At 64.8% G+C, this 17324-nt stretch carries 16 protein-coding genes; 7 read left to right on the forward strand and 9 right to left on the reverse strand.

The window, feature by feature from the left end:
* Nucleotide 1: 1 nt before the first annotated feature.
* The gene (locus NKK50_RS26060) at nt 2–2098 is read right to left on the reverse strand and encodes an alpha/beta fold hydrolase (protein ID WP_023705137.1); all 2097 of its coding nucleotides are present in this window, start codon (nt 2096–2098) and stop codon (nt 2–4) included.
* Nucleotides 2099–2232: 134 nt separating this feature from the next.
* On the opposite strand from NKK50_RS26060, the gene NKK50_RS26065 reads away from it, so the two are divergent.
* Nucleotides 2233–2595, forward strand: coding sequence for a hypothetical protein (locus NKK50_RS26065; RefSeq protein WP_023685480.1), 363 nt, complete (start codon nt 2233–2235; stop codon nt 2593–2595).
* Nucleotides 2596–2619: 24 nt separating this feature from the next.
* Here the strand turns inward: NKK50_RS26065 and NKK50_RS26070 are convergent, their stop codons facing one another.
* The 3 genes from NKK50_RS26070 to NKK50_RS26080 all read right to left on the reverse strand — a co-directional run bounded on the left by NKK50_RS26070 (nt 2620) and on the right by NKK50_RS26080 (nt 6973).
* On the reverse strand, nt 2620–2928 hold the full coding sequence (locus NKK50_RS26070) for a hypothetical protein (protein WP_023685481.1): 309 nt from the start codon (nt 2926–2928) through the stop codon (nt 2620–2622).
* A gap of 14 nt (nt 2929–2942) precedes the next feature.
* Nucleotides 2943–5492, reverse strand: coding sequence for a caspase family protein (locus NKK50_RS26075; protein WP_352544048.1), 2550 nt, complete (start codon nt 5490–5492; stop codon nt 2943–2945).
* A gap of 245 nt (nt 5493–5737) precedes the next feature.
* Nucleotides 5738–6973 (reverse strand): ROK family protein, encoded by a 1236-nt coding sequence (locus NKK50_RS26080; protein ID WP_352544049.1) that lies wholly within the window; start codon nt 6971–6973, stop codon nt 5738–5740.
* 166 nt (nt 6974–7139) lie between these two features.
* On the opposite strand from NKK50_RS26080, the gene NKK50_RS26085 reads away from it, so the two are divergent.
* The 3 genes from NKK50_RS26085 to NKK50_RS26095 all read left to right on the forward strand — a co-directional run bounded on the left by NKK50_RS26085 (nt 7140) and on the right by NKK50_RS26095 (nt 11034).
* Entirely contained in the window at nt 7140–7796 is a 657-nt protein-coding gene (locus NKK50_RS26085) for an SGNH/GDSL hydrolase family protein (RefSeq protein WP_023733972.1), read from the forward strand.
* Nucleotides 7797–7954: 158 nt separating this feature from the next.
* Nucleotides 7955–9100 carry a sugar ABC transporter substrate-binding protein gene (locus NKK50_RS26090; protein ID WP_032905967.1) on the forward strand — a complete coding sequence of 382 codons (1146 nt, stop codon included), beginning with the start codon at nt 7955–7957 and terminating at the stop codon, nt 9098–9100.
* A 71-nt stretch (nt 9101–9171) separates the two neighbouring features.
* Nucleotides 9172–11034, forward strand: a complete 1863-nt coding sequence (locus NKK50_RS26095) for an ATP-binding cassette domain-containing protein (RefSeq protein WP_352544050.1) — start codon at nt 9172–9174, stop codon at nt 11032–11034.
* Nucleotides 11035–11052: 18 nt separating this feature from the next.
* On the opposite strand, the gene NKK50_RS26100 is transcribed toward NKK50_RS26095, so the two are convergent.
* The 3 genes from NKK50_RS26100 to NKK50_RS26110 form a co-directional block, all read right to left on the reverse strand.
* Entirely contained in the window at nt 11053–12057 is a 1005-nt protein-coding gene (locus tag NKK50_RS26100) for a zinc-dependent alcohol dehydrogenase family protein (RefSeq protein WP_352544051.1), read from the reverse strand.
* Between the two features lie 51 nt (nt 12058–12108).
* Nucleotides 12109–12381, reverse strand: coding sequence for a hypothetical protein (locus NKK50_RS26105; RefSeq protein WP_023730377.1), 273 nt, complete (start codon nt 12379–12381; stop codon nt 12109–12111).
* Nucleotides 12382–12467: 86 nt separating this feature from the next.
* A complete protein-coding gene (locus tag NKK50_RS26110; RefSeq protein ID WP_023685489.1) occupies nt 12468–13220 on the reverse strand; it encodes a DUF899 domain-containing protein in 753 nt (250 codons plus the stop codon).
* Between the two features lie 389 nt (nt 13221–13609).
* On the opposite strand from NKK50_RS26110, the gene NKK50_RS26115 reads away from it, so the two are divergent.
* Together NKK50_RS26115 and NKK50_RS26120 are read left to right on the forward strand one after the other, a co-directional pair.
* Nucleotides 13610–14830, forward strand: coding sequence for a hypothetical protein (locus NKK50_RS26115; RefSeq protein WP_023685490.1), 1221 nt, complete (start codon nt 13610–13612; stop codon nt 14828–14830).
* Between the two features lie 29 nt (nt 14831–14859).
* Nucleotides 14860–15492: a Vgb family protein gene (locus NKK50_RS26120; RefSeq protein WP_023715140.1), complete on the forward strand. Its 633-nt coding sequence runs from the start codon at nt 14860–14862 to the stop codon at nt 15490–15492.
* Between the two features lie 52 nt (nt 15493–15544).
* Here the strand turns inward: NKK50_RS26120 and NKK50_RS26125 are convergent, their stop codons facing one another.
* Entirely contained in the window at nt 15545–15850 is a 306-nt protein-coding gene (locus NKK50_RS26125) for a hypothetical protein (RefSeq protein ID WP_023689804.1), read from the reverse strand.
* 284 nt (nt 15851–16134) lie between these two features.
* Between NKK50_RS26125 and NKK50_RS26130 the strand changes: the two genes are divergently transcribed.
* Entirely contained in the window at nt 16135–16479 is a 345-nt protein-coding gene (locus NKK50_RS26130; RefSeq protein ID WP_023685493.1) for a PQ-loop domain-containing transporter, read from the forward strand.
* A 37-nt stretch (nt 16480–16516) separates the two neighbouring features.
* On the opposite strand, the gene NKK50_RS26135 is transcribed toward NKK50_RS26130, so the two are convergent.
* Nucleotides 16517–17248 carry a DUF2270 domain-containing protein gene (locus NKK50_RS26135; protein WP_023673885.1) on the reverse strand — a complete coding sequence of 244 codons (732 nt, stop codon included), beginning with the start codon at nt 17246–17248 and terminating at the stop codon, nt 16517–16519.
* Between the last annotated feature and the right edge of the window lie 76 nt (nt 17249–17324).

Raw genomic sequence — 17324 nt, forward strand, 5'->3', positions numbered from 1 at the left:
CTCAAGCCGAACCATCGACCGCATAGAACGGAAACGCGCCGGGCAGCCCGCTTGCCGCCATTTCGCCACGCTTCTCGAACCGCAGGCCGGAGCCGACCACGAGATCGCGCACCGTCCTTGATGCGATGATTTCGCCCGGCCGCGCATGGTCAAGCAGACGCGATGACAGTTCGATCGCCGCGCCTGAAAATTGATGGCCCCGCTGCTCGCACTCGCCGATATGCACCGCCGAGCGGACCTCGACACCGGATTGCCGCAAGCGATCGCGGATGGCGATCGCGCACTGGATCGACCGCGTTGGCCGCTGGAACACCGCGAGCACCTTGCCGTCCGATCGCCTGATCTCTCTGCCTTCGGCCGCGAGGAGTTCGCCACGGAGCGCTTCGGCGTGCCGCTCGGCCGGGTCGATGCCGAAAGGCGAGCCCGTCATATCGAGGGACAGCACCGACACAAGCAGCCGTTCGCCTGGGGCCGCCGGCAAGGCGCCGGTGACGAAAGCCTGGATCTCGTCGACGATCCGATCGGAATTCTCGCCCCAGATGACGTGGTCGCGGCCGGCGAACTCAATGTATCGGGCGCCCTCGATGTGCGTCGCCAGGTAACGTCCTTCTTCCCGCTTCACCCAGCCGTCGCCAGTCGTCTGCATGATCAGTGTCGGAACATGGACAGCAGGCAGAATGTCGCGAACATCGATTTCGGCTCCCCAGCGCCACAGGGCGATCGCGTCGGCGGGCGAGGCAGAATTCCTGAGATAGGCGGCGAACCATTCTGTCTCGAACGTGTCGCTCATCAGACTGGGCGCCGCGTTGCTCATATCCGCCGCCGCTCCCCATTCTTTCTCGACGATCGCCAGATCCTCTTCCACCTGCTCGCTTGTCTTCGCCCACGGATAGTCTTGTGACCACCTGCCGCGGGCGTAGGCCCCATTGAGCACGAGTGCCGCTGTGCGCTCGGGATAGGTCGCCGCGAACAGCATGCACATCGGGCCGCCCTCGGAGCTGCCGAAAAGCACCGTGCGCTTTGAGCCAACCGCATCCAGCACTGCCCGCACATCTTCCATCCGCTCTTCCAGGGTCGGCAGACCGACATTGCGGTCCGAGAGCCCGGTGCCGCGCTTGTCCATGCGGATTAGGCGCGAGAAAGTGCCGAGCCGCCGGTGCACATGCGAAAGCCGCGGCGAGCCCCAGGCGTGGTCGAGGTTGGAGACCCATCCCGGCACATGGATCAGGTCGACCGGACCGTCGCCGGTCACCTGATACGCGATGTTGATCCCGGCCGATTTGACATAGTGGGTCGGGGGGGCTGCGAGTTCGTGGCTGAAGCCGGTAGCGTCATCCGCATCAGTCGTGGGTGGCCGTGCCGGCGCCATTGTGCGGCGTGTGCGCAGCGTCTCGAACAATTGCCGCGTCTCCGGCTCCGGCTGCAGCTTGAGATCGCGTAGAAGCGCGGTGCGGCAGTGCTCATATTGCTTCAGCGCGAGATTGGTCCTGCCTTGCGCCGCATAGGCGCGCATCAGGGCACGGTGGACATCCTCCCTCAACGGGTCCATGGCCAGCAGGCGCGCCGCCGCGCGCACGCATGCGGCAGGATCGTTCGTCGCTGCATAATGCGCGACGAGCCTGTCGAGCGCCGCGACGGCCAGTGCCCGCAGCCGCTCGCGTTCGATCCTCAGCCAGTCCTCGAATGGCTCCTCCTTCAGGCCGAAGCCGTCGAGCAGGTCGCCGCGGTAGACATTGAGCGCCAGTTCGAGGTCTTCGGGTGCCGGGCTGGCGACCAGCGCCTCGAACCGCGCGACGTCGAAATCAAGGCCGTCGAGATGCAGAGCGACGCTGTTGCCATCGGTGAGGAAGCGGCCGCCGCCGCACGTCTGCATGGCCTTCCTGACAGACGATACCGCTTGCCGCAGGCTCATTCGCGCCTGCGCCTCGCTGTTGATGCCCCAGAGCAGGGTCGCCAGCTTCTCGCGCGACTGCGAATGCCCCGACTGCAGCGCGAGATAGGCGACCATCGCACGCGCCTTGCGGCTGATGGCTGGAACCGTGGCCCCGACGCCGGCAAAGTCGAAACCACCCAGCAGGTGAAGATAAGGTCCGGTCATCGGATCCGCCACGGTCACAGCGCGACGACGATCCGCTCAAGCTCACTCCATTTCAACACTTATTCCGCCGCCGAGGCGCTTTTCACGATTCCATCACGCAGGTTCCCACGCGTTGCTCACGGCGCTTGAGGAGATTGTTCGCACTGGATCTCTTTTCGCAGGAGGATACCGTGCATCACCCTGGCCCGACCGAGTGGCCCATCTGGCATGACGACCCCGGGCGCGACCGGCAGGAGCTTGGCGCACCATCGCGTCACGATATTGCGCTGGCCCGCTATCTCGAAACACAACAGGCCCATCGGGCATTGGCGGCTCGCAGACTCGATCCGGCGGCGGTCGTGGCCTCTGCACTGGCAGCGTTCGTCCGCTGCCTTTTCCGTGCAGCGCTGCGCCGAATTGTCCGCTGGCCAACCGATGCCGCGACAGGGATGGACGATTTCGGCTTGACGTTGTCCAAGGCTCATGCGGATCTTAGCAAGACCCTTTGGGGCCGCTGAGTGCAGCGCCCTTGGTCGACGATCTCATCCCCAACCGCCGCCGCCGCCGCCAGCCCCACCGCCGCCTCCGCTGCCGCCGAGAGAAGGAATCACGGGCGGCTTTTGCGGGATCTCCTCGGCCGGCTTCACCACTTTGCCGGTGGTCGCCTTCTTGTATCTGACCACCTTTGGCTGAGGTGCTACGCGAACCACCTTGCGATGTTTCACCGGCGGTGCCGGCTCAAACATCGGCGACACCGAGGTGCAGCCCATGAGCCCGGCCAGAACGCCGGATAGAATTATCCCGATGAATGCCTGCCCGATGAATGTCTGCTTGAATGCCTTGCCCACCATGGCCTCCTTATTGTTCAGAACAAATCCCGACGCGGATTGGCTTCTTCCCAGACCCCCCGGGCCGCATTGACCAGTTGCGTGTCCAGCGAACCGGACGCGGGAATCTTCGACTTGAGCTCTCGACGCAGGGCGTCCAAAGCTGCCGTTTTCGGCTTGGTGCCGAACTGCGCCAGGCCCTTTTTGGCGTCCGGCAGCTCCTTGCGCAGATCGAGCGCGACGGCGAATGCCAGGAAGCGCACCGCGACAGCCTGATCGGCCTTGTCGCCTTTCGCCATTTCAAGCGCCGCGCGATCATAGGCGCTCGACGGATCGCCGCGCGTGGTCGCCAGTTCGAACAGCCTTTGCGCTTCCGCCGGGTCCTGGCGCACACCGGCGCCGTCCCTGTACATGCGGGCGAGGCTGCCCGGAGCGTAGGGCTGGCCAAGATCGGTGGCCTGCTGGAACAACGCCTGCGCCGTCTTCGGATCCTTGTCGATGCCCTGGCCGGCCAGGTAATTGCGGCCGAGCAGGTTCATCGAATACATGTCCTGGCGCTGCACCCCCGCTTGCAGGAAGGCGACGGCGCGGGCCGGATCGGCAGGCACGCCGTTGCGGCCCTCGGTGAAGATGGCGGCAAGATCGTTCATGGCATAGGTGTGCCCCATGGCCGCCGCCTTGAGCAGCAGGTCGAGGCCCTTGGCCGTATCGCGGTTGACGCCATAGCCATTGAACAGCGCGCGTCCCCACGAGGTCATGCCGTAAGGATCGCCCTTGTCTGCGGCAGCCTTGTAGAGAGCGTTGGCCTGGGTGCGGTCTATGGTCGTTCCGGTTCCGGTTGCGTTGAGATAGCCGAGTTCGAAGACGGCGCGCACATGGCCTTTCTTGGCGGCGTCCTCGATGGCTGTCCTGGCCTCTCTAACCTGGCCTGCCGCAAGCAGGGCGCGGCCGAGCTCGTAGTGGAAGCGGGCGACGTCTGGATAGGTTTTCACGGCCGCCTCGCAGGCTGCCACCGCACCGGCGCCGATCTCGTTCGGCAGCAGGCCGGGCACCACCCCTTGCAGGTCGAGAGGCTCGCCGGCGGCGGTATCGCAGGCATCGACCGTCGGCGACAGCTTCATTGTCGCGGGCTTAGCCGAGCTGCTGTCGGCCCGGATTTCGAAGCCGACCTCGACCGGCGCGCCGGCGCCGATCTGCGGCTCGTAACGGAGATGGTCGACTTCACCGGCCAGAAGGCTGGATTGCGGCGACAAGGTTCGATCAGGCAATGACAGCGTTCCCGTTGCCGGATACCCCGAGACCTTCAGGCTGACCGCCGGATCGTCGGTGGGGAAATCCAGATTGAGCGCGACCGGGCCGACGCCGACGGGAATATCAAGCTTGCGGTTCTCGATTGCTTCGGCGGCGCCGGTGATGTGGATGCCGCGCTCCAGCACCTGCTGTTTCTGCTCGGCCTCGAGCGAAGCCATGATCTGCTGGCCGGCAGCGCCTTCGCCGCTCTTGACGCGGAATACGAGTATGCCCTGGCTCCCGCCGCCCCAAATGTCATGCGTGGCGTAGGCCAGCATATCCACCTCGTCCTGCGTGGCGGCTCCTTTGGGGATATCCATCTGCAGGCGCGGCAGGTCCTTGCCGGCAATCGGTTCGCCCACCGCGACGTCTTTGCCGTCCAGCACCAGACGGCCCATTGCCGGCGGCCGTTCGATGCTGATGCTGATGGCGCCGCCATCGACATCGACCGGCTCCGGCAGGCCGAGAGCGACAGGCCCGACCCCCGACAGCACCACCTTCTCCAGCACTGGCGGCAGCGAAGGCCGATTGTTGCGGCGCACCAGCACCACGTCGTCGATCAGCGAGGAATTTTCCCATGGCACCTGCATGCCGTTGGTGGCCTGCACGACATCGCGGCGCACCGCCGACATGACCGTGCGGATCTCCTGGTTCGGCGCCAGCGCGCGCCGCGAAAAGGCCGATGAAAACGGGCTGAGGTCGCCGCTGCCGTCATAGGCGACCGCGCCTGGTTCGGTGGCGAAGGCAATCAGCGTGTTGAGCGAGCTTCGCACCTGCGCCAGCCCGGTATTGCCGGCGGTGACAAGCTGATCGCGCAGCCAGTAATTGTTGCGCGGGAAGGGGTTGCTGCGGCAGGCATCGAGGATGATCACCTGGATCTTCGACTTCGAGCGCAGCTGCTCCAGCACGTCGTTGAGCTTAATGGCCTGGACCTCGATATCGGCCGCCTTCTTCAACGAGGCGTCGACCGGTATCAGGAAATTCTCGCCGCCGATCTGAAAGCCGTGCCCGGAATAGTAGACGACGGCGAGATCGGCGCCGTCGGCGGCGGCCAGATAGTCCCGGAACTGGCCTTCGAACTGCTGCTTGGTGAGATTCTCGGCGACGAAAACCTCGAAGCCCGCCAGCCGGAACGTGGCCGATACGTCCTGGGCATCCTTGGCCGGGTTCTTCAGCGCCGGGATGTCGCGATAATCGGAATTGCCGATGACGAGCGCGACCCTTCGATCGGCGAAGGCCTCGAAGCTTGTGAGGCCGGCAAGGATGAAGGCCGCGATGAATCCGCAAAGTCGGAGCATGACAAAACTCCTGGTCGCGGCCTGACGCCGACGAGAACACCGCTTGCGGCATCAAGGTCCGTTGAGAGTATGCAACCTGCCACAGCATAAAGTGAAAGGCCCGTCACCGCCAGACCATGGCAGGCGATTTCTTTCTGGCGTCGACCGACCGCAGGATGCAAGTAGCACGCGCTTCACGAGCAGGTATGTGACAAGTCTCACAGTTCGCTGTTTTGGGGGAATGCCTGGTGCCGGCGGCTGCGCGCCTATTCCTTGAAGAGCAATTCCTTGTCGTTCGAATATTTCACCAGCAGCGGAATGCTGGCGCCGCCGATAACGGGGCCGAGATGGCCAAACGTCCCCTCGATGACGGAGAACGGCTCGGGACGATCGACAAGGATACGTGCCAGTTTTCTGCGCATGGCCTTGGCGATCTCCTTGCGCACGCCATTGGGTATGGCGCCATCGATCACCACATTGTCGATGTCGAGCAAGGCAACGGCACTGCGGGCGGCATAGGCAAGCCCGTCCGAAACCTCATCGATCCACGCGGTGACCGGCTCTCCAAGGTCGCCCCAATCGTCGGGCGACGACCAGATGCGGCCGGCGTCCTTCTCCCCATTGTCCTGGTCGTTGAGCTTGCCGGCCAGCGAATGCAGCGAAGCGACGCGCAGCAGAGGCGTCATCCGGTCGCCCCTGCGCCCCGGCGCGGGCACCGGCATGTCGCCTAGCGCCCCGGCCAGCTTGTTGCGGCCGGGGAACAAGTGATGATCGAGCACCAGGCCGCCGCCGATGAAGTGCCCGACATAGGCATAGAGAAAGTCGGCGCGCGATCCGCCGGCGCCAAACATCAGTTCGGCCGCGGCCGACACCGTGGCGTCGTTGTAGAGGAACACCGGCCAGTCGAACGCCCGGTCCAGTTCGGCGCGAATGTCGATTTCCCTCCAGGCATCCAGCCTGCTCGCCGGCACCGCGCCCTCTTCGCTCAGGTTCCACTGATGGAATGGCGAGGCGATGCCAAGACCCGCGATGCGGTCTTGCTCTATCGATCTGTGCTTGCGGCACATGCGCGCGATGGCGCCCTTGGCGAATTTCATCACCTCGACGGGCGTCGGATAGTCGAACAGTGTGCGTTCGAACGCCATCACGTCGCCGACGAAATTGACCAGGGCGACATCGGCGCTGCGATGGTCGACCTTGAGGCCGAAGGCGTACGCGGCTTTCGGGTTCAACGCATAGGGAACCGAGGGTTGCCCCAGCCGTCCGCGCAAAGGCTCCAGGCGCAGCAGCAGCTTGTTGTCGGCGGCGCGGTTGACGATGGTGGTGATGGTTTGCGCGGCCAGCCCGGTCAGCCGCGTCAAATCGGTCTTGGCCAGCTGGCCGTGCCGGCGGATCAGCGAGACGATCAGGCGTTCGTTGTAGACGCGGCTCTCGGCCTGCGTGGTTCCGCCGCTGCGGCCCTCGGCGATCTTTTCGAGACTGAAGAAGCTGGTGCCGGTCACGCTTTCCCCTGCGCAAGGAGGTTGGCCGCAAGGCGAGCCGATCAAAGCGCTGACGTAGCAATGCGGGAACGGCAAGGCAACACTTAAATCCACCCGATGGAAAAATGTAGTTGACGCCGGCCGGCCTGCTGTCGTTCAAAGTATGCAAGCCTGGAGGAGCAATGCCGTGACGCAGACCCGGACAATCATGTGCTTTGGCGATTCCAATACCTATGGCGCCATTCCCACCCTGGCCCGCGTCGGACGGCGCCGCTTCACGCCCGACCGGCGCTGGCCGGGCATCATGCGCCGCCAGCTCGGCAGCGGATGGGATGTGATCGAAGAAGGGCAGGGCGGGCGCACCACCGTGCACGACGATCCGATCGAAGGTCTCCACAAGAACGGGCTCAAATCGCTCCCGGTGTGCCTGGAAACGCATATGCCGCTCGACCTCGTCATCCTGATGCTCGGCACCAACGATCTCAAGCATAGGTTCTCGGTAACGCCGAACGACGTCGCTGATTCCATTGAGATTTTGGCCAGAATTGTCCTGCGCAGCGAAGCTGGCGCCGCGGGCGTGGCGCCCGCGGTCCTGATAGTAGCGCCGCCGCCGATGCTGGAGGTCGACTGGTTCGGCCAGATGTTCCTGGGCGGCGCCGCAAAGTCGATGCACTTTGCCGGCCTGTTCCGCGATGCGGCCCGGCGCGCCGGCGCCGCCTTCTTCAACGCCGGCGACGTCGTCGAATCGAGCGCGGTAGACGGCATTCACCTCGACAGCGACGCGCATCGCGTGCTCGGCACGGAATTGGCCAAAGCCGTCCAGTCGCTGATCGCCAAGGCGTGATCGCGTGGGCGAGCCACCCGACTATCTCTGATTAATTAATTCCACTGGAAAAACTTTTGACTTGCAAGCGGGAAGGTGGGTATCTGGGGAGACTGGGAAGAGTAGCGACCGCGAGGCTTGCGAAGCGCGGCAACAATCAACGACAGGGAGGAAGTAAAATGCGATCTGACAGGAACATGATGCTGGCGACGCTGCTCGGCGTTGCCGCTGTGCTCGCGGGCGGTACCATTCTGGCAAGCGCGCAGGACGGCCCGGCCGGGCTCACCAAGCCGGCGGTATTTGCGCCGTTCGATCCGAAGGCGCCGGCCTGCAGCCCACCGCCCGGCCTGAACAAGGTGCTGGCCTTCGCGCAGGATAACGAGCGTGAATTCATGCAGGGCGTCGACCGCGGCCTGGCCGCCGCCGCCAAGGATCGCGGGCTGGAATATCGCCGCGCGCTTGCCAACAATGACGCCGCCAAGGGGGTCGAGCAGGTGCAATTGTTTCTCGCCTCCAAGATCGGCGGTCTGGTGGCGGCGCCCGTGGACCCGGCCTCGATGAGCCGCAGCCTGCAGGAGCTTATCTGGTCGGGCGCCTATGTCGGCACCATCGTGCCGCCGCCAGCCACGTCGCTGCTCAATGCGCCGCAATACGAGACCGGCAAGGTGCTGGCCGAAGCGGCCGCAGCCTACATAAAGGACAAGCTCGGCGGCAAGGCCAATGTCGTCATCCTGTCGCATGACAGCATGGAATTCCTGGCGCCGCGCTTTGCCGCCATGCGCGACATCTTCAAGGCAATGCCCGGTGTCACCATCGTCGCCGACATCTCACCCAATCCCGTCAACAAGGAAGGCGGCTTTGCCACGATGAGCACCATTCTCCAGGCCCATCCCGACGTCGATGTCGTGCTCGGCGCCGACACGGTCGTGCTCGGCGCGCTGGCTGCCCTGGAAGCGGCGGGCAAGGCGCGGCCGGACCAGTTCCTTGGCGGCATCGACGGCGAACCGGAGGCAGTCGCCGCGATCAAGAAAGGCGGCGGTCCCTACAAGGCAAGCATCAGCCTGGCGTCGCCGGTCTTCGCTTATGCCATGGGCCAGCACGCCGCCGACTGGCTGGAGGGCAAGAGCATCCCGCAGGCGATGGATATCCTGCCGGTGGCGCTGACCAGCGACTACATGGCCCAGTACGAGGCCGACGTCGCCGACCCGGCCGCGGTCTACAAGGACCCGAAGCGCCGCGACATCTATCTCAGGATGTACGGCAACATCTGCTACGACACGCGCGACCAGTATGTGAATTTCCCCTGGTCATCCGAGGCAAAGTAGCGCCTGTTTTTCCCGCGCGATACGGGCGGGTCAGCCTGACCTGAAACCGCCCGCTTCAGTCAGAGGCTAGCATGAGCACAGACAGCCTTCGAACGGGGACGACACCGCTGCAAACGGGCCGGTTTTCATCCTTGCTGCCGGGCGTCAAGGCGCCGGGCGAAGCGTCTGGCCGCATCGGGCTGGCGCTGGTCGCGCTGGGCTTGATCATCGCCTTCTCGCTGTTGAACAAATCCTTCTTCAGCCTCGACAATTTCGTCGTCATTGGCGTCAACTCGACCTCGATCCTGATCGCCGTGCTCGGCACCTCCGCGCTGCTGATCGCCGGCTATGTCGACCTCTCCATCGGCAGCATGGTCGCCTTGATCGGCATCATCACTGCCAAGGTTGCGGTGGCGACGCAGAGCGCGCCGCTGGCAATCTGCGTCGGCCTGGGTCTGGGCCTTTTGCTCGGTCTGCTCAACGGTCTGCTGGTGCGCAGGCTGAGCATCTCGCCGTTGATCGTCACGCTGGCGATGCTGGCGCTCTATGGCGGCCTTGCCTTCGTCGTCTCCAGCACCGCGGTCTATGGTTTTCCCGAGGCTCTGCTCGAATTGGGGCGGGGCAAGATCTTCGGCATCCAGTACACCGTGATCATCGCCGCATCTGTCTTTGTCATCGGAGCCTTTGTCTTGACCAGCACGGTCACCGGCTTGAGGCTCTACGCCATAGGCGGCGACCCGCGCGCAGCCGAACTCTGCGGCATTCCGGTGGGGCGCACGGTGGTTGGCCTCTACGCCGCCAATGGCTTGCTGATCGGCCTGGTCTCGGTGCTGATCGCCGGCCGTCTCGGCAGCATCACGCCGACCATCGGCGTTCGCTTCGAGCTCGACGTGCTCACCGCTGCAATTCTCGGCGGCGTTGCGTTTTCCGGCGGCTCCGGCAGGCCGCTCGGCATCGCCATCGGTGTTGCCACCATCGGCATCCTCAATGCAGGACTGATCTTCGTCGGCCTGCAATCATGGTGGCAATCCATTTCGGTGGGAAGCATGCTGTTGCTGGCGTTGGTGGCCGACCAGGCTGCGATCGGTTTTCGCGGCCGGCGCGCCCGGGCGGCCGCGACCAACTTCACGGTGGCGGACAATGGTCCCGTCGCCTCGGCCGGCCCTGCCGTGACGGCTGGCAATGGAGAAGCCCCGCAAGGTCCGGCATTCTCGATTGCCGGCGCCCGCAAATCCTACGGCGCGCTGACGGCCCTGGAAGAGGCGAGCTTCACGGTCGGCAAAGGCGAGATCGTCTGTCTGCTCGGCGACAATGGCGCCGGCAAGTCGACGCTGGTGAAGATTATTTCGGGCGCCATCCAGCCCGATGCCGGCGCGATGACCCTCGAGGGCCAGCCGATTTCCTTCAGGAGCCCGCAGGATGCACGCGGCGCCGGCCTGGAGACGGTCTATCAGGATTTGGCGCTCTGCCCAAACCTCAGCGTCGCCCACAACATGATCCTCGGGCGTGAGGAAACGCGGCGTTGGCTCGGTGTCTTCCCGGTTCGCGACGACCGAAAGGCCGCCGAGCAGTGTCGTGCCCGGCTTGCCGCGCTGGGCGTCACGCTTCGCGACGAAAACGTTCTGGTGCGCTCGCTGTCGGGCGGCCAGCGGCAGTCCATCGCCATTGCCCGCGCGCTTGCCGATCACGTCAAGCTGATTTGCCTCGACGAGCCCACCGCCGCGCTTGGCGTCAAGCAGACCGCGCAGGTCGTCAAACTGATCCGTTCGATCGCCGTCAGCGGCACCGGCGTCATCCTGGTCACGCACGACCTGTCGACGGTCAGGGCGCTCGCCGACAGGATCGTGGTGCTCAGCCTCGGCCGGGTGGCCTACGACGGCTCGGCCAGACAGCTGACCGCCGATCAACTCTGGGGCCTGATGGCAAGCGGGACGCTGGCGCCGGCCGCTGGGTAGGAATGCCGATTGCAGGGTCTAAAGCTCGAGGCAGATCTTGCCGAAATGCCTTTGCGCTTCGTAATGCCTGAAGGCGGCGGCGATATCCTGCAGTGGAAAGCTGCTGTCGATGACGGGCTTCAGGCGGTTGACCTCTATGGCACGGATCATGTCCTGCTGGTCGGCTTTGCTGCCGATGGAAATTCCGCTGATGCGGATCTGGTTCGAAAACAGCGCCGGGATCGAAACTTCTGCTGCAAAGCCGGTCAGGACGCCGATGAGTGCGATATGCCCGCCTGTTCGGCAGGCCGCTATCGACTGCGCCAGCGTCGCCGGTCCGCCGACCTCGATCACATGATCGACGCCGCGTCCGTCCGTCAGTTCCCTGGCCCTGCCGCCCCACTGCGGCACCGCCTTGTAGTTGATGACGCTGTCGGCCCCGAGTCGTCTGAGCTTCTCCAGCTTCTCTTCATCGGACGAGGTGGCGATGACCCTTGCGCCGGCGGCCTTGGCAAATTGCAGCGCAAACAATGACACGCTGCCGGTGCCAAGGATCAGCACCGTGTCGCCGGGCTTTACCTTGCCGCATGTCACCAGGCCGCGCCAGGCGGTGACGCCCGTGCAGGTCAGCGTTGCCGCCTCGAGATGAGTATAGCCCGCCGGCGCCCTGGTGAATGCCTGCGCCGGCATGCACACATACTCGCTGGCGAAGCCGTCGAAACTGTCTCCGGGAATGTCGCGGCTTGTATCGGATCTCATGTCGCCGGCCAGCCACCAGGGGTAGAAAACACTGACGACGCTGTCGCCCGGCTTGAACGTGTCGACGCCGTCGCCGATCGCGATCACCTCGCCGGCGCCATCCGACAGCGGCACGCGGCCGTCGGCGAGCGGCACCTTGCCTTGTACGGCGAAATCGTCGCGCATGTTCAGCGCGCAGGCGCGAATCCTGACCAGCATTTCTCCCGGCCCAGGCCGGGGCTGATCCTCCTCGACCAGGTCGAGCTTGTCCAACCCGCCCGGCGCTCTCAGCCTGACCAGCTTCATTGTCTCTCTCCGACGTAAAGAGCGTTACCATGGCGGCGGCGGTGGTCCAGCCTATCGCCGGACCGGCTGACCGGAAATCACGCGCAGCCAGGGCGCCAGATGGACGGCGCTCATCAAGAGATACATCAGCGGCATGCCGGTGAGCGGGGAGGCATCGGCCCCCAGGCACGACATGACGCCGTCGCCAGCGTGAATGCAGGTAAGCAGCGCCATCACGGCGAAAACAGGGGCCGCGGCGAGGCACAGCCACTCGGCGGTGCGGAGAGAAACTGCATCGGAGCGTTGAGGGACCTCACTGCCGGTGCCTGTGCCGATATCGCTCATGGTCGTAATCCCTTGATGATCAATGCCCGGGTTTCCTGTCCCGTGCCGGACAGGAAACCAAGCTGGATGGGCGCCGCTCCAGGTCCTCACTTGCCGTCCTTGTTGCGGAACGCGGCTTCGCCGGCCGCCGACACTTCCTCCCACGTCTTGTCGGGTGCGGCGTCGTAATTGTCGTGCCAGTTCCACCAGCTGTAGAGCTCGGTCTGCGGATAGCCTTCGGGCGAATCCTCCCAGATTTCCTGGCGGCCGAGCGGCGTTGCGTCGAGGTAGCTCCAGACCGTGCCCATCTGCTCGTCGCCGCGGTTGTTGATGAAGTAGGTGCGATAGACTTTCTTGCCGTCCTGGATGAACACGTTGTGGCCGTGCCATTCGTCGACGCCGAAATCCTTGTCGAAACTGTCGGTGATTGTGTACCAGGGCATCTCCCAACCCATCCGCTGCTTCAAGCTGGCAATGTCGGCCTGCGGCGCGCGGGAGGCATAGGCAAGCGTGGTGTTGCGGGCGTTGAGATGGGCGAGATGGCCGACCTGGTCGGCGCCGAGCGAACAGCCGCGGCAGGCATGTTCGGGCCAGCCGTGGACGCCGGGTTCGTAGAAGGCGCGGTAGACGATCAACTGGCGCCGGCCCTCGAACAAATCGAGCAGGCTCGCTTTGCCGTTGGGACCTTCAAACACATAGGGCTTGTCTACTTCCATCCATGGCATGCGCCGGCGCTCGGCCGACAGCGCGTCCCTGGCGCGCATCGTTGCCTTTTCCTTCACCAGCATCTTTTCGCGCTCGGCTTCCCATTCCTGCCTTGAAACGACCGGTGGGGTCTTCATTGCCACGTGCTTGGTCATTGCTTGTTTCCTTTGCCAATTGTTGAGCCGTTGTGGCTTGTCGTTGCCTGTTGATCGTGAGGCAGGCTAGGGCCGCGAGGCGGCGAGGGCGGAGTTACAAATGTGACGGCATTTGCAGGCGGGCCACCGCAGCAGGGGTGGCGAGGCCGCACGGTGGGCTCGAGGTCCTCGGAAGCAGGCATGGTCGGTTTTTCCTTATTGAGAAGCTTAACGCGACTGTCTGAGATGCTCAGGCTAGCGAATGCGAATATTGCCGTCAACGCAGGCCTGGGCGTCTTCAACCAGTCCAGATGGCTAGGTCGCCGTCCGCAGCTTGCTGCTTGGCGGTGGTGACTTAAGTTAGGGCCGGTAAGGGGAGCGGTGGGAGTTACAAATGTGACGGGATTTGCATGGACTCGCTGATCACCGCGGCAGGGCTGGCGCTGGCGGCGGGCAACCCGCTGGCGGCACTCGACCGCGTCGCCTTGCGCGAGGATGCCCCGGCGCTGGCGTTGCGCGGCATTGCCATGGCGCAGCTCGGCGATTTCGATCGCGCCAAAGTACTGTTGCGTAGGGCCGGCCGTGCCTTCGGTCCAAAGGAGGCGGTGGCGCGCGCCAGGTGCGTTGTCGCCGAAGCCGAGATCGCACTTGTTTCGCGTGATCTCGGCTGGCCGTCCAAGGCGCTCGACGCGGCGCGGTCGACATTGGAAAAGCATGGCGACCGGCTGAACGCGGCGCATGCCGGGCATCTCAAAGTGCGCCGCCTGCTGCTGATCGGCCGCCTCGACGAGGCTGAAGACGTGCTGGCTGGGCTCGATCCGTCGCCGCTTCCGCCGGCCTCACGCGCCGCGCATGAACTCGCGGTTGCCGGCATCGCCATGCGGCGCCTGAAGACGAAGGCCGCGCGCGCAGCCCTTGAGTGGGCGCGCCATGCCGCCCGCCGGGCCGGCATTCCGGGTCTCATGGCGGAGGTCGACAGCGCCTTCCTGGCGCTGGAGACGCCGGCGGCGCGGCTGATCGCAGGCGGCGAGGAGCATCCGCTGTTGCTCGAAGAGGTCGAAGCGCTGCAGGCGTCGCGCGCGCTGGTCGTCGATACGTTCCGCTATATCGTGCACAAGCAGGAAACAACGATCTCGCTGGCAACGAGGCCGGTGCTGTTTGCGCTGGCGCGCGCGCTTGCCGAAGCCTGGCCGGCGGATGTGCCGAGGGCGACGCTGATTGCCCGCGCCTTTGGCGGCCGGCATGCCGATGAATCGCATCGCGCCAGGCTGCGGGTCGAGATCGGCCGGCTGCGCGCCGAATTGCGGCCGCTGGCGGGCATAGGCGCGACCAGCCAGGGCTTTGCGCTAAAGCCGCGCGAAGCAGGCTCCGTGGCGGTGCTGGCGCGGCCGATCGAGGAGCGGCACGCCGCGGTGCTGGCCTTCCTGGCTGATGGTGAATCCTGGGCCAGCTCGGCGTTGGCGCTGGCGCTGGGCGCCGGACAGCGCAGCGTACAGCGGGCGCTCGAGCAGTTGGCCGAGACCGGCAAAGTGCAGTCCTTCGGCCACGGCCGGGCGCGGCGCTGGATGACGCCACCGGTCGCTGGTTTCACGACCACCTTGTTACTCCCGTCGCCGCTGCCGAACGGCTAGGAAAGGTGACCATGATCGAGGACCAGGACATGAAACATTCAGCAGCGGAAATCCTGCGCGAATACGGGCCCTTTCCTGATGTCGACACCGTGCACGGCGTGAGCTTCGACGGACAGAATGTCTGGTTTGCGACGGGCGAGCGGCTGACCGCCTTCGATCCGGCAAGCGGTGAGACGCTGCGCTCGATCGATGTCGCCGCCCATGCCGGCACCGCCTATGACGGCCGACATCTGTTCCAGCTCGCCGGGGACCGCATCCAGAAGATCGACCCGGATACCGGCAAGGTGCTCTCCATCATCCCGGCGCCCGGCGGCGGCCGCGATTCCGGCATGACCTGGGCCGAGGGCACGCTCTGGGTGGGGCAAAACCGGGAGCGCAAGATCCACCAGATCGATCCCGAGACCGGGAAAATCCTGCGGACCATCGACTCAAACCGCTTCGTCACCGGAGTGACCTGGGTCGATGGCGAGCTCTGGCACGGCACCTGGGAAGGCGACCAGAGCGATGTCCGGCGCGTCGATCCGCAAAGCGGAAAGGTGCTGGAACGGCTCGACATGCCGGCAGGGGTGGGCGTTTCCGGGCTCGAATCCGACGGCGGCGACCGCTTCTTCTGCGGCAGCGGCCCCGGCGGCATGGTGCGATCAGTGCGTCGGCCGAAGTAAGGCCGTCAAGTATTGGGCCGGCAGCATATTTCCTACGGTCATCCCGCCGAGATCATATCCCGGAGCCGTCGAGCAGCGGGACGTCTTCGCCTTGCCACGGACTTGGCATTGAAGCCCGGCTCAGATTGGCCGTCGGCAGCGGCATCCAGCATTTTAACTCCGGTTCGGGGTATTCGATCACCCGTCCTGGCGACGAATCGGAAGAGCGCCAGCCCTCCGTGCCGAACTGGTCGGCGCGCGACCAGTAAGCGAGGTCGACCTCGGCCGGCCCCTGTTCCGATGGCCTGACCGTGACCAGGATGCGGCTGCCGTCCTTGGGCGCGCTCGCCATGTGCCGCCAGCGATCGGGTTCGTCCATTCTCATGTCCTCCTGCACGTTGCAGGGATAGTCGCCGCGCTCTTGGCAGCGGTCAACCCGAACTTTGCCCAAGCACGAGATCTGTTTAGTACTCCCGCGCCGTCGGCCGAAACAGGATCTGGTTCATGTCGACCTTGTCGGGCTGGCTCACGGCGAACGCCCCCATGGCGAAAGAATCCGGGTGCCGGGCCGCAACAGGAAAATCAAAGCCGGCATGTGAACGGGCTCACATGCCGCCACTGCAAGGAACGCTATGGGACGTCCGGCCATGACAGGGGTTTCGGATGACACTTGCAGATCTGTCTTTTTATCTCTTCACTATTTTCAATGGCTTGCGCGTGGTGTCCTACCTGCCGCAGATCGTGCGGGTGGCCCGGGACAGGCACGGGGCGTCGGCGATTTCCTACGCGACCTGGCTGTTGTGGACAGGCGCCAACGCCACGACGGGACTCTACGCCCACATCAATCTGAACGATCCCGCTCTGGCGGCGATCAACTGGCTGAACGCCGTATGCTGCGTGCTGGTCATCGCGCTCACCGCCTACAAGCGCCATCGCGCACGGCTTCCGGTTGAGGAAGCCGCAAGCCGGTCGGAAGCGACCGCTCTGTTGGTCGACAATGTCTGCTGAAGATCACCGCGGCAGATTGCGCTTTTCGAGGCCGCTCTCAGACATGCACGGTGCCATGCGAAAGCTCGCCCTCGTCGCTTGAGATGAGGAAAGCGGCTGCGAGCAGGCCGACATAGAACAGCCCGACCATGCACACGACATAGATGCCTGGAACCGGGCCGAGCTGCGCCACGCGCGCGGCGTCGAGAAATGACGCGCCCAAGCCTATCGGCGACCCTTCGCGCTGCAGACTGGGCGTCGTGATCTTCAGCACCCACGCCAGCATCAGGATCGTGTACATGAAAATGTAGTTGCGGCGCAGCCGGCGCACCAACGCCGCGCGTTGCGAGATCAGGAAGCGCGGCGAACGCAGGCCTTCGCCGACGATGGCCAGCCAGTTGGAGGCGTAGTCGGGCTGCGGCGAGAAGATCTGCGCGAAATAATAGCGCTCGAACTGGCGCACCCTGGCCCGGTAGACATCGAAGAAACGATAGCGCCGCGCCTCGATCCATAGCAGCAGCGTGGTCAGCAGCATGGCAAAGAGCAGCACCCCGTGATGGGCGCTGGGCGTCGAGAGTGAGACTGAGAGCATGGCGGCGACGACAGTAATCGCCCAGTTGCTGGTACGGTCCAGCCGGTCGCGCCAGCCGGCCATGCGGGCGATTTCGGCGCGGTGGAAATGCGACATGGTGGCCACGAATTCCGATGAGGTGAGCTTCAGCGCGAACGCATCAGAGGCCCGCGGCGCTGCAGCCGCTTCGTCGGTTTTCACGGTCTTGACCTGGGACATCCCTTGCCATGCGCCTCCCAACGCCATGGCCGGCCGAAACGACGCCGGTCATCCCCATCTGCGCAACGCGCAATCG

The sequence above is a fragment of the Mesorhizobium sp. M0001 genome (assembly GCF_040324255.1).
Taxonomy (GTDB): Bacteria; Pseudomonadota; Alphaproteobacteria; order Rhizobiales; family Rhizobiaceae; genus Mesorhizobium.

What these genes read in the sequence shown, in the direction of transcription:
- NKK50_RS26095 (WP_352544050.1), top strand. Translation starts at nt 9,172, where the DNA reads ATGAGCACAGACAGCCTTCGAACGGGGACGACACCGCTGCAAACGGGC.
- NKK50_RS26115 (WP_023685490.1), top strand. Translation starts at nt 13,610, where the DNA reads ATGGACTCGCTGATCACCGCGGCAGGGCTGGCGCTGGCGGCGGGCAAC.
- NKK50_RS26090 (WP_032905967.1), top strand. Translation starts at nt 7,955, where the DNA reads ATGCGATCTGACAGGAACATGATGCTGGCGACGCTGCTCGGCGTTGCC.
- NKK50_RS26105 (WP_023730377.1), bottom strand. Translation starts at nt 12,381, where the DNA reads ATGAGCGATATCGGCACAGGCACCGGCAGTGAGGTCCCTCAACGCTCC.
- NKK50_RS26125 (WP_023689804.1), bottom strand. Translation starts at nt 15,850, where the DNA reads ATGGACGAACCCGATCGCTGGCGGCACATGGCGAGCGCGCCCAAGGAC.
- NKK50_RS26060 (WP_023705137.1), bottom strand. Translation starts at nt 2,098, where the DNA reads ATGACCGGACCTTATCTTCACCTGCTGGGTGGTTTCGACTTTGCCGGC.
- NKK50_RS26120 (WP_023715140.1), top strand. Translation starts at nt 14,860, where the DNA reads ATGAAACATTCAGCAGCGGAAATCCTGCGCGAATACGGGCCCTTTCCT.
- NKK50_RS26130 (WP_023685493.1), top strand. Translation starts at nt 16,135, where the DNA reads ATGACACTTGCAGATCTGTCTTTTTATCTCTTCACTATTTTCAATGGC.
- NKK50_RS26100 (WP_352544051.1), bottom strand. Translation starts at nt 12,057, where the DNA reads ATGAAGCTGGTCAGGCTGAGAGCGCCGGGCGGGTTGGACAAGCTCGAC.
- NKK50_RS26110 (WP_023685489.1), bottom strand. Translation starts at nt 13,220, where the DNA reads ATGACCAAGCACGTGGCAATGAAGACCCCACCGGTCGTTTCAAGGCAG.
- NKK50_RS26135 (WP_023673885.1), bottom strand. Translation starts at nt 17,248, where the DNA reads ATGTCCCAGGTCAAGACCGTGAAAACCGACGAAGCGGCTGCAGCGCCG.
- NKK50_RS26075 (WP_352544048.1), bottom strand. Translation starts at nt 5,492, where the DNA reads ATGCTCCGACTTTGCGGATTCATCGCGGCCTTCATCCTTGCCGGCCTC.
- NKK50_RS26070 (WP_023685481.1), bottom strand. Translation starts at nt 2,928, where the DNA reads ATGGTGGGCAAGGCATTCAAGCAGACATTCATCGGGCAGGCATTCATC.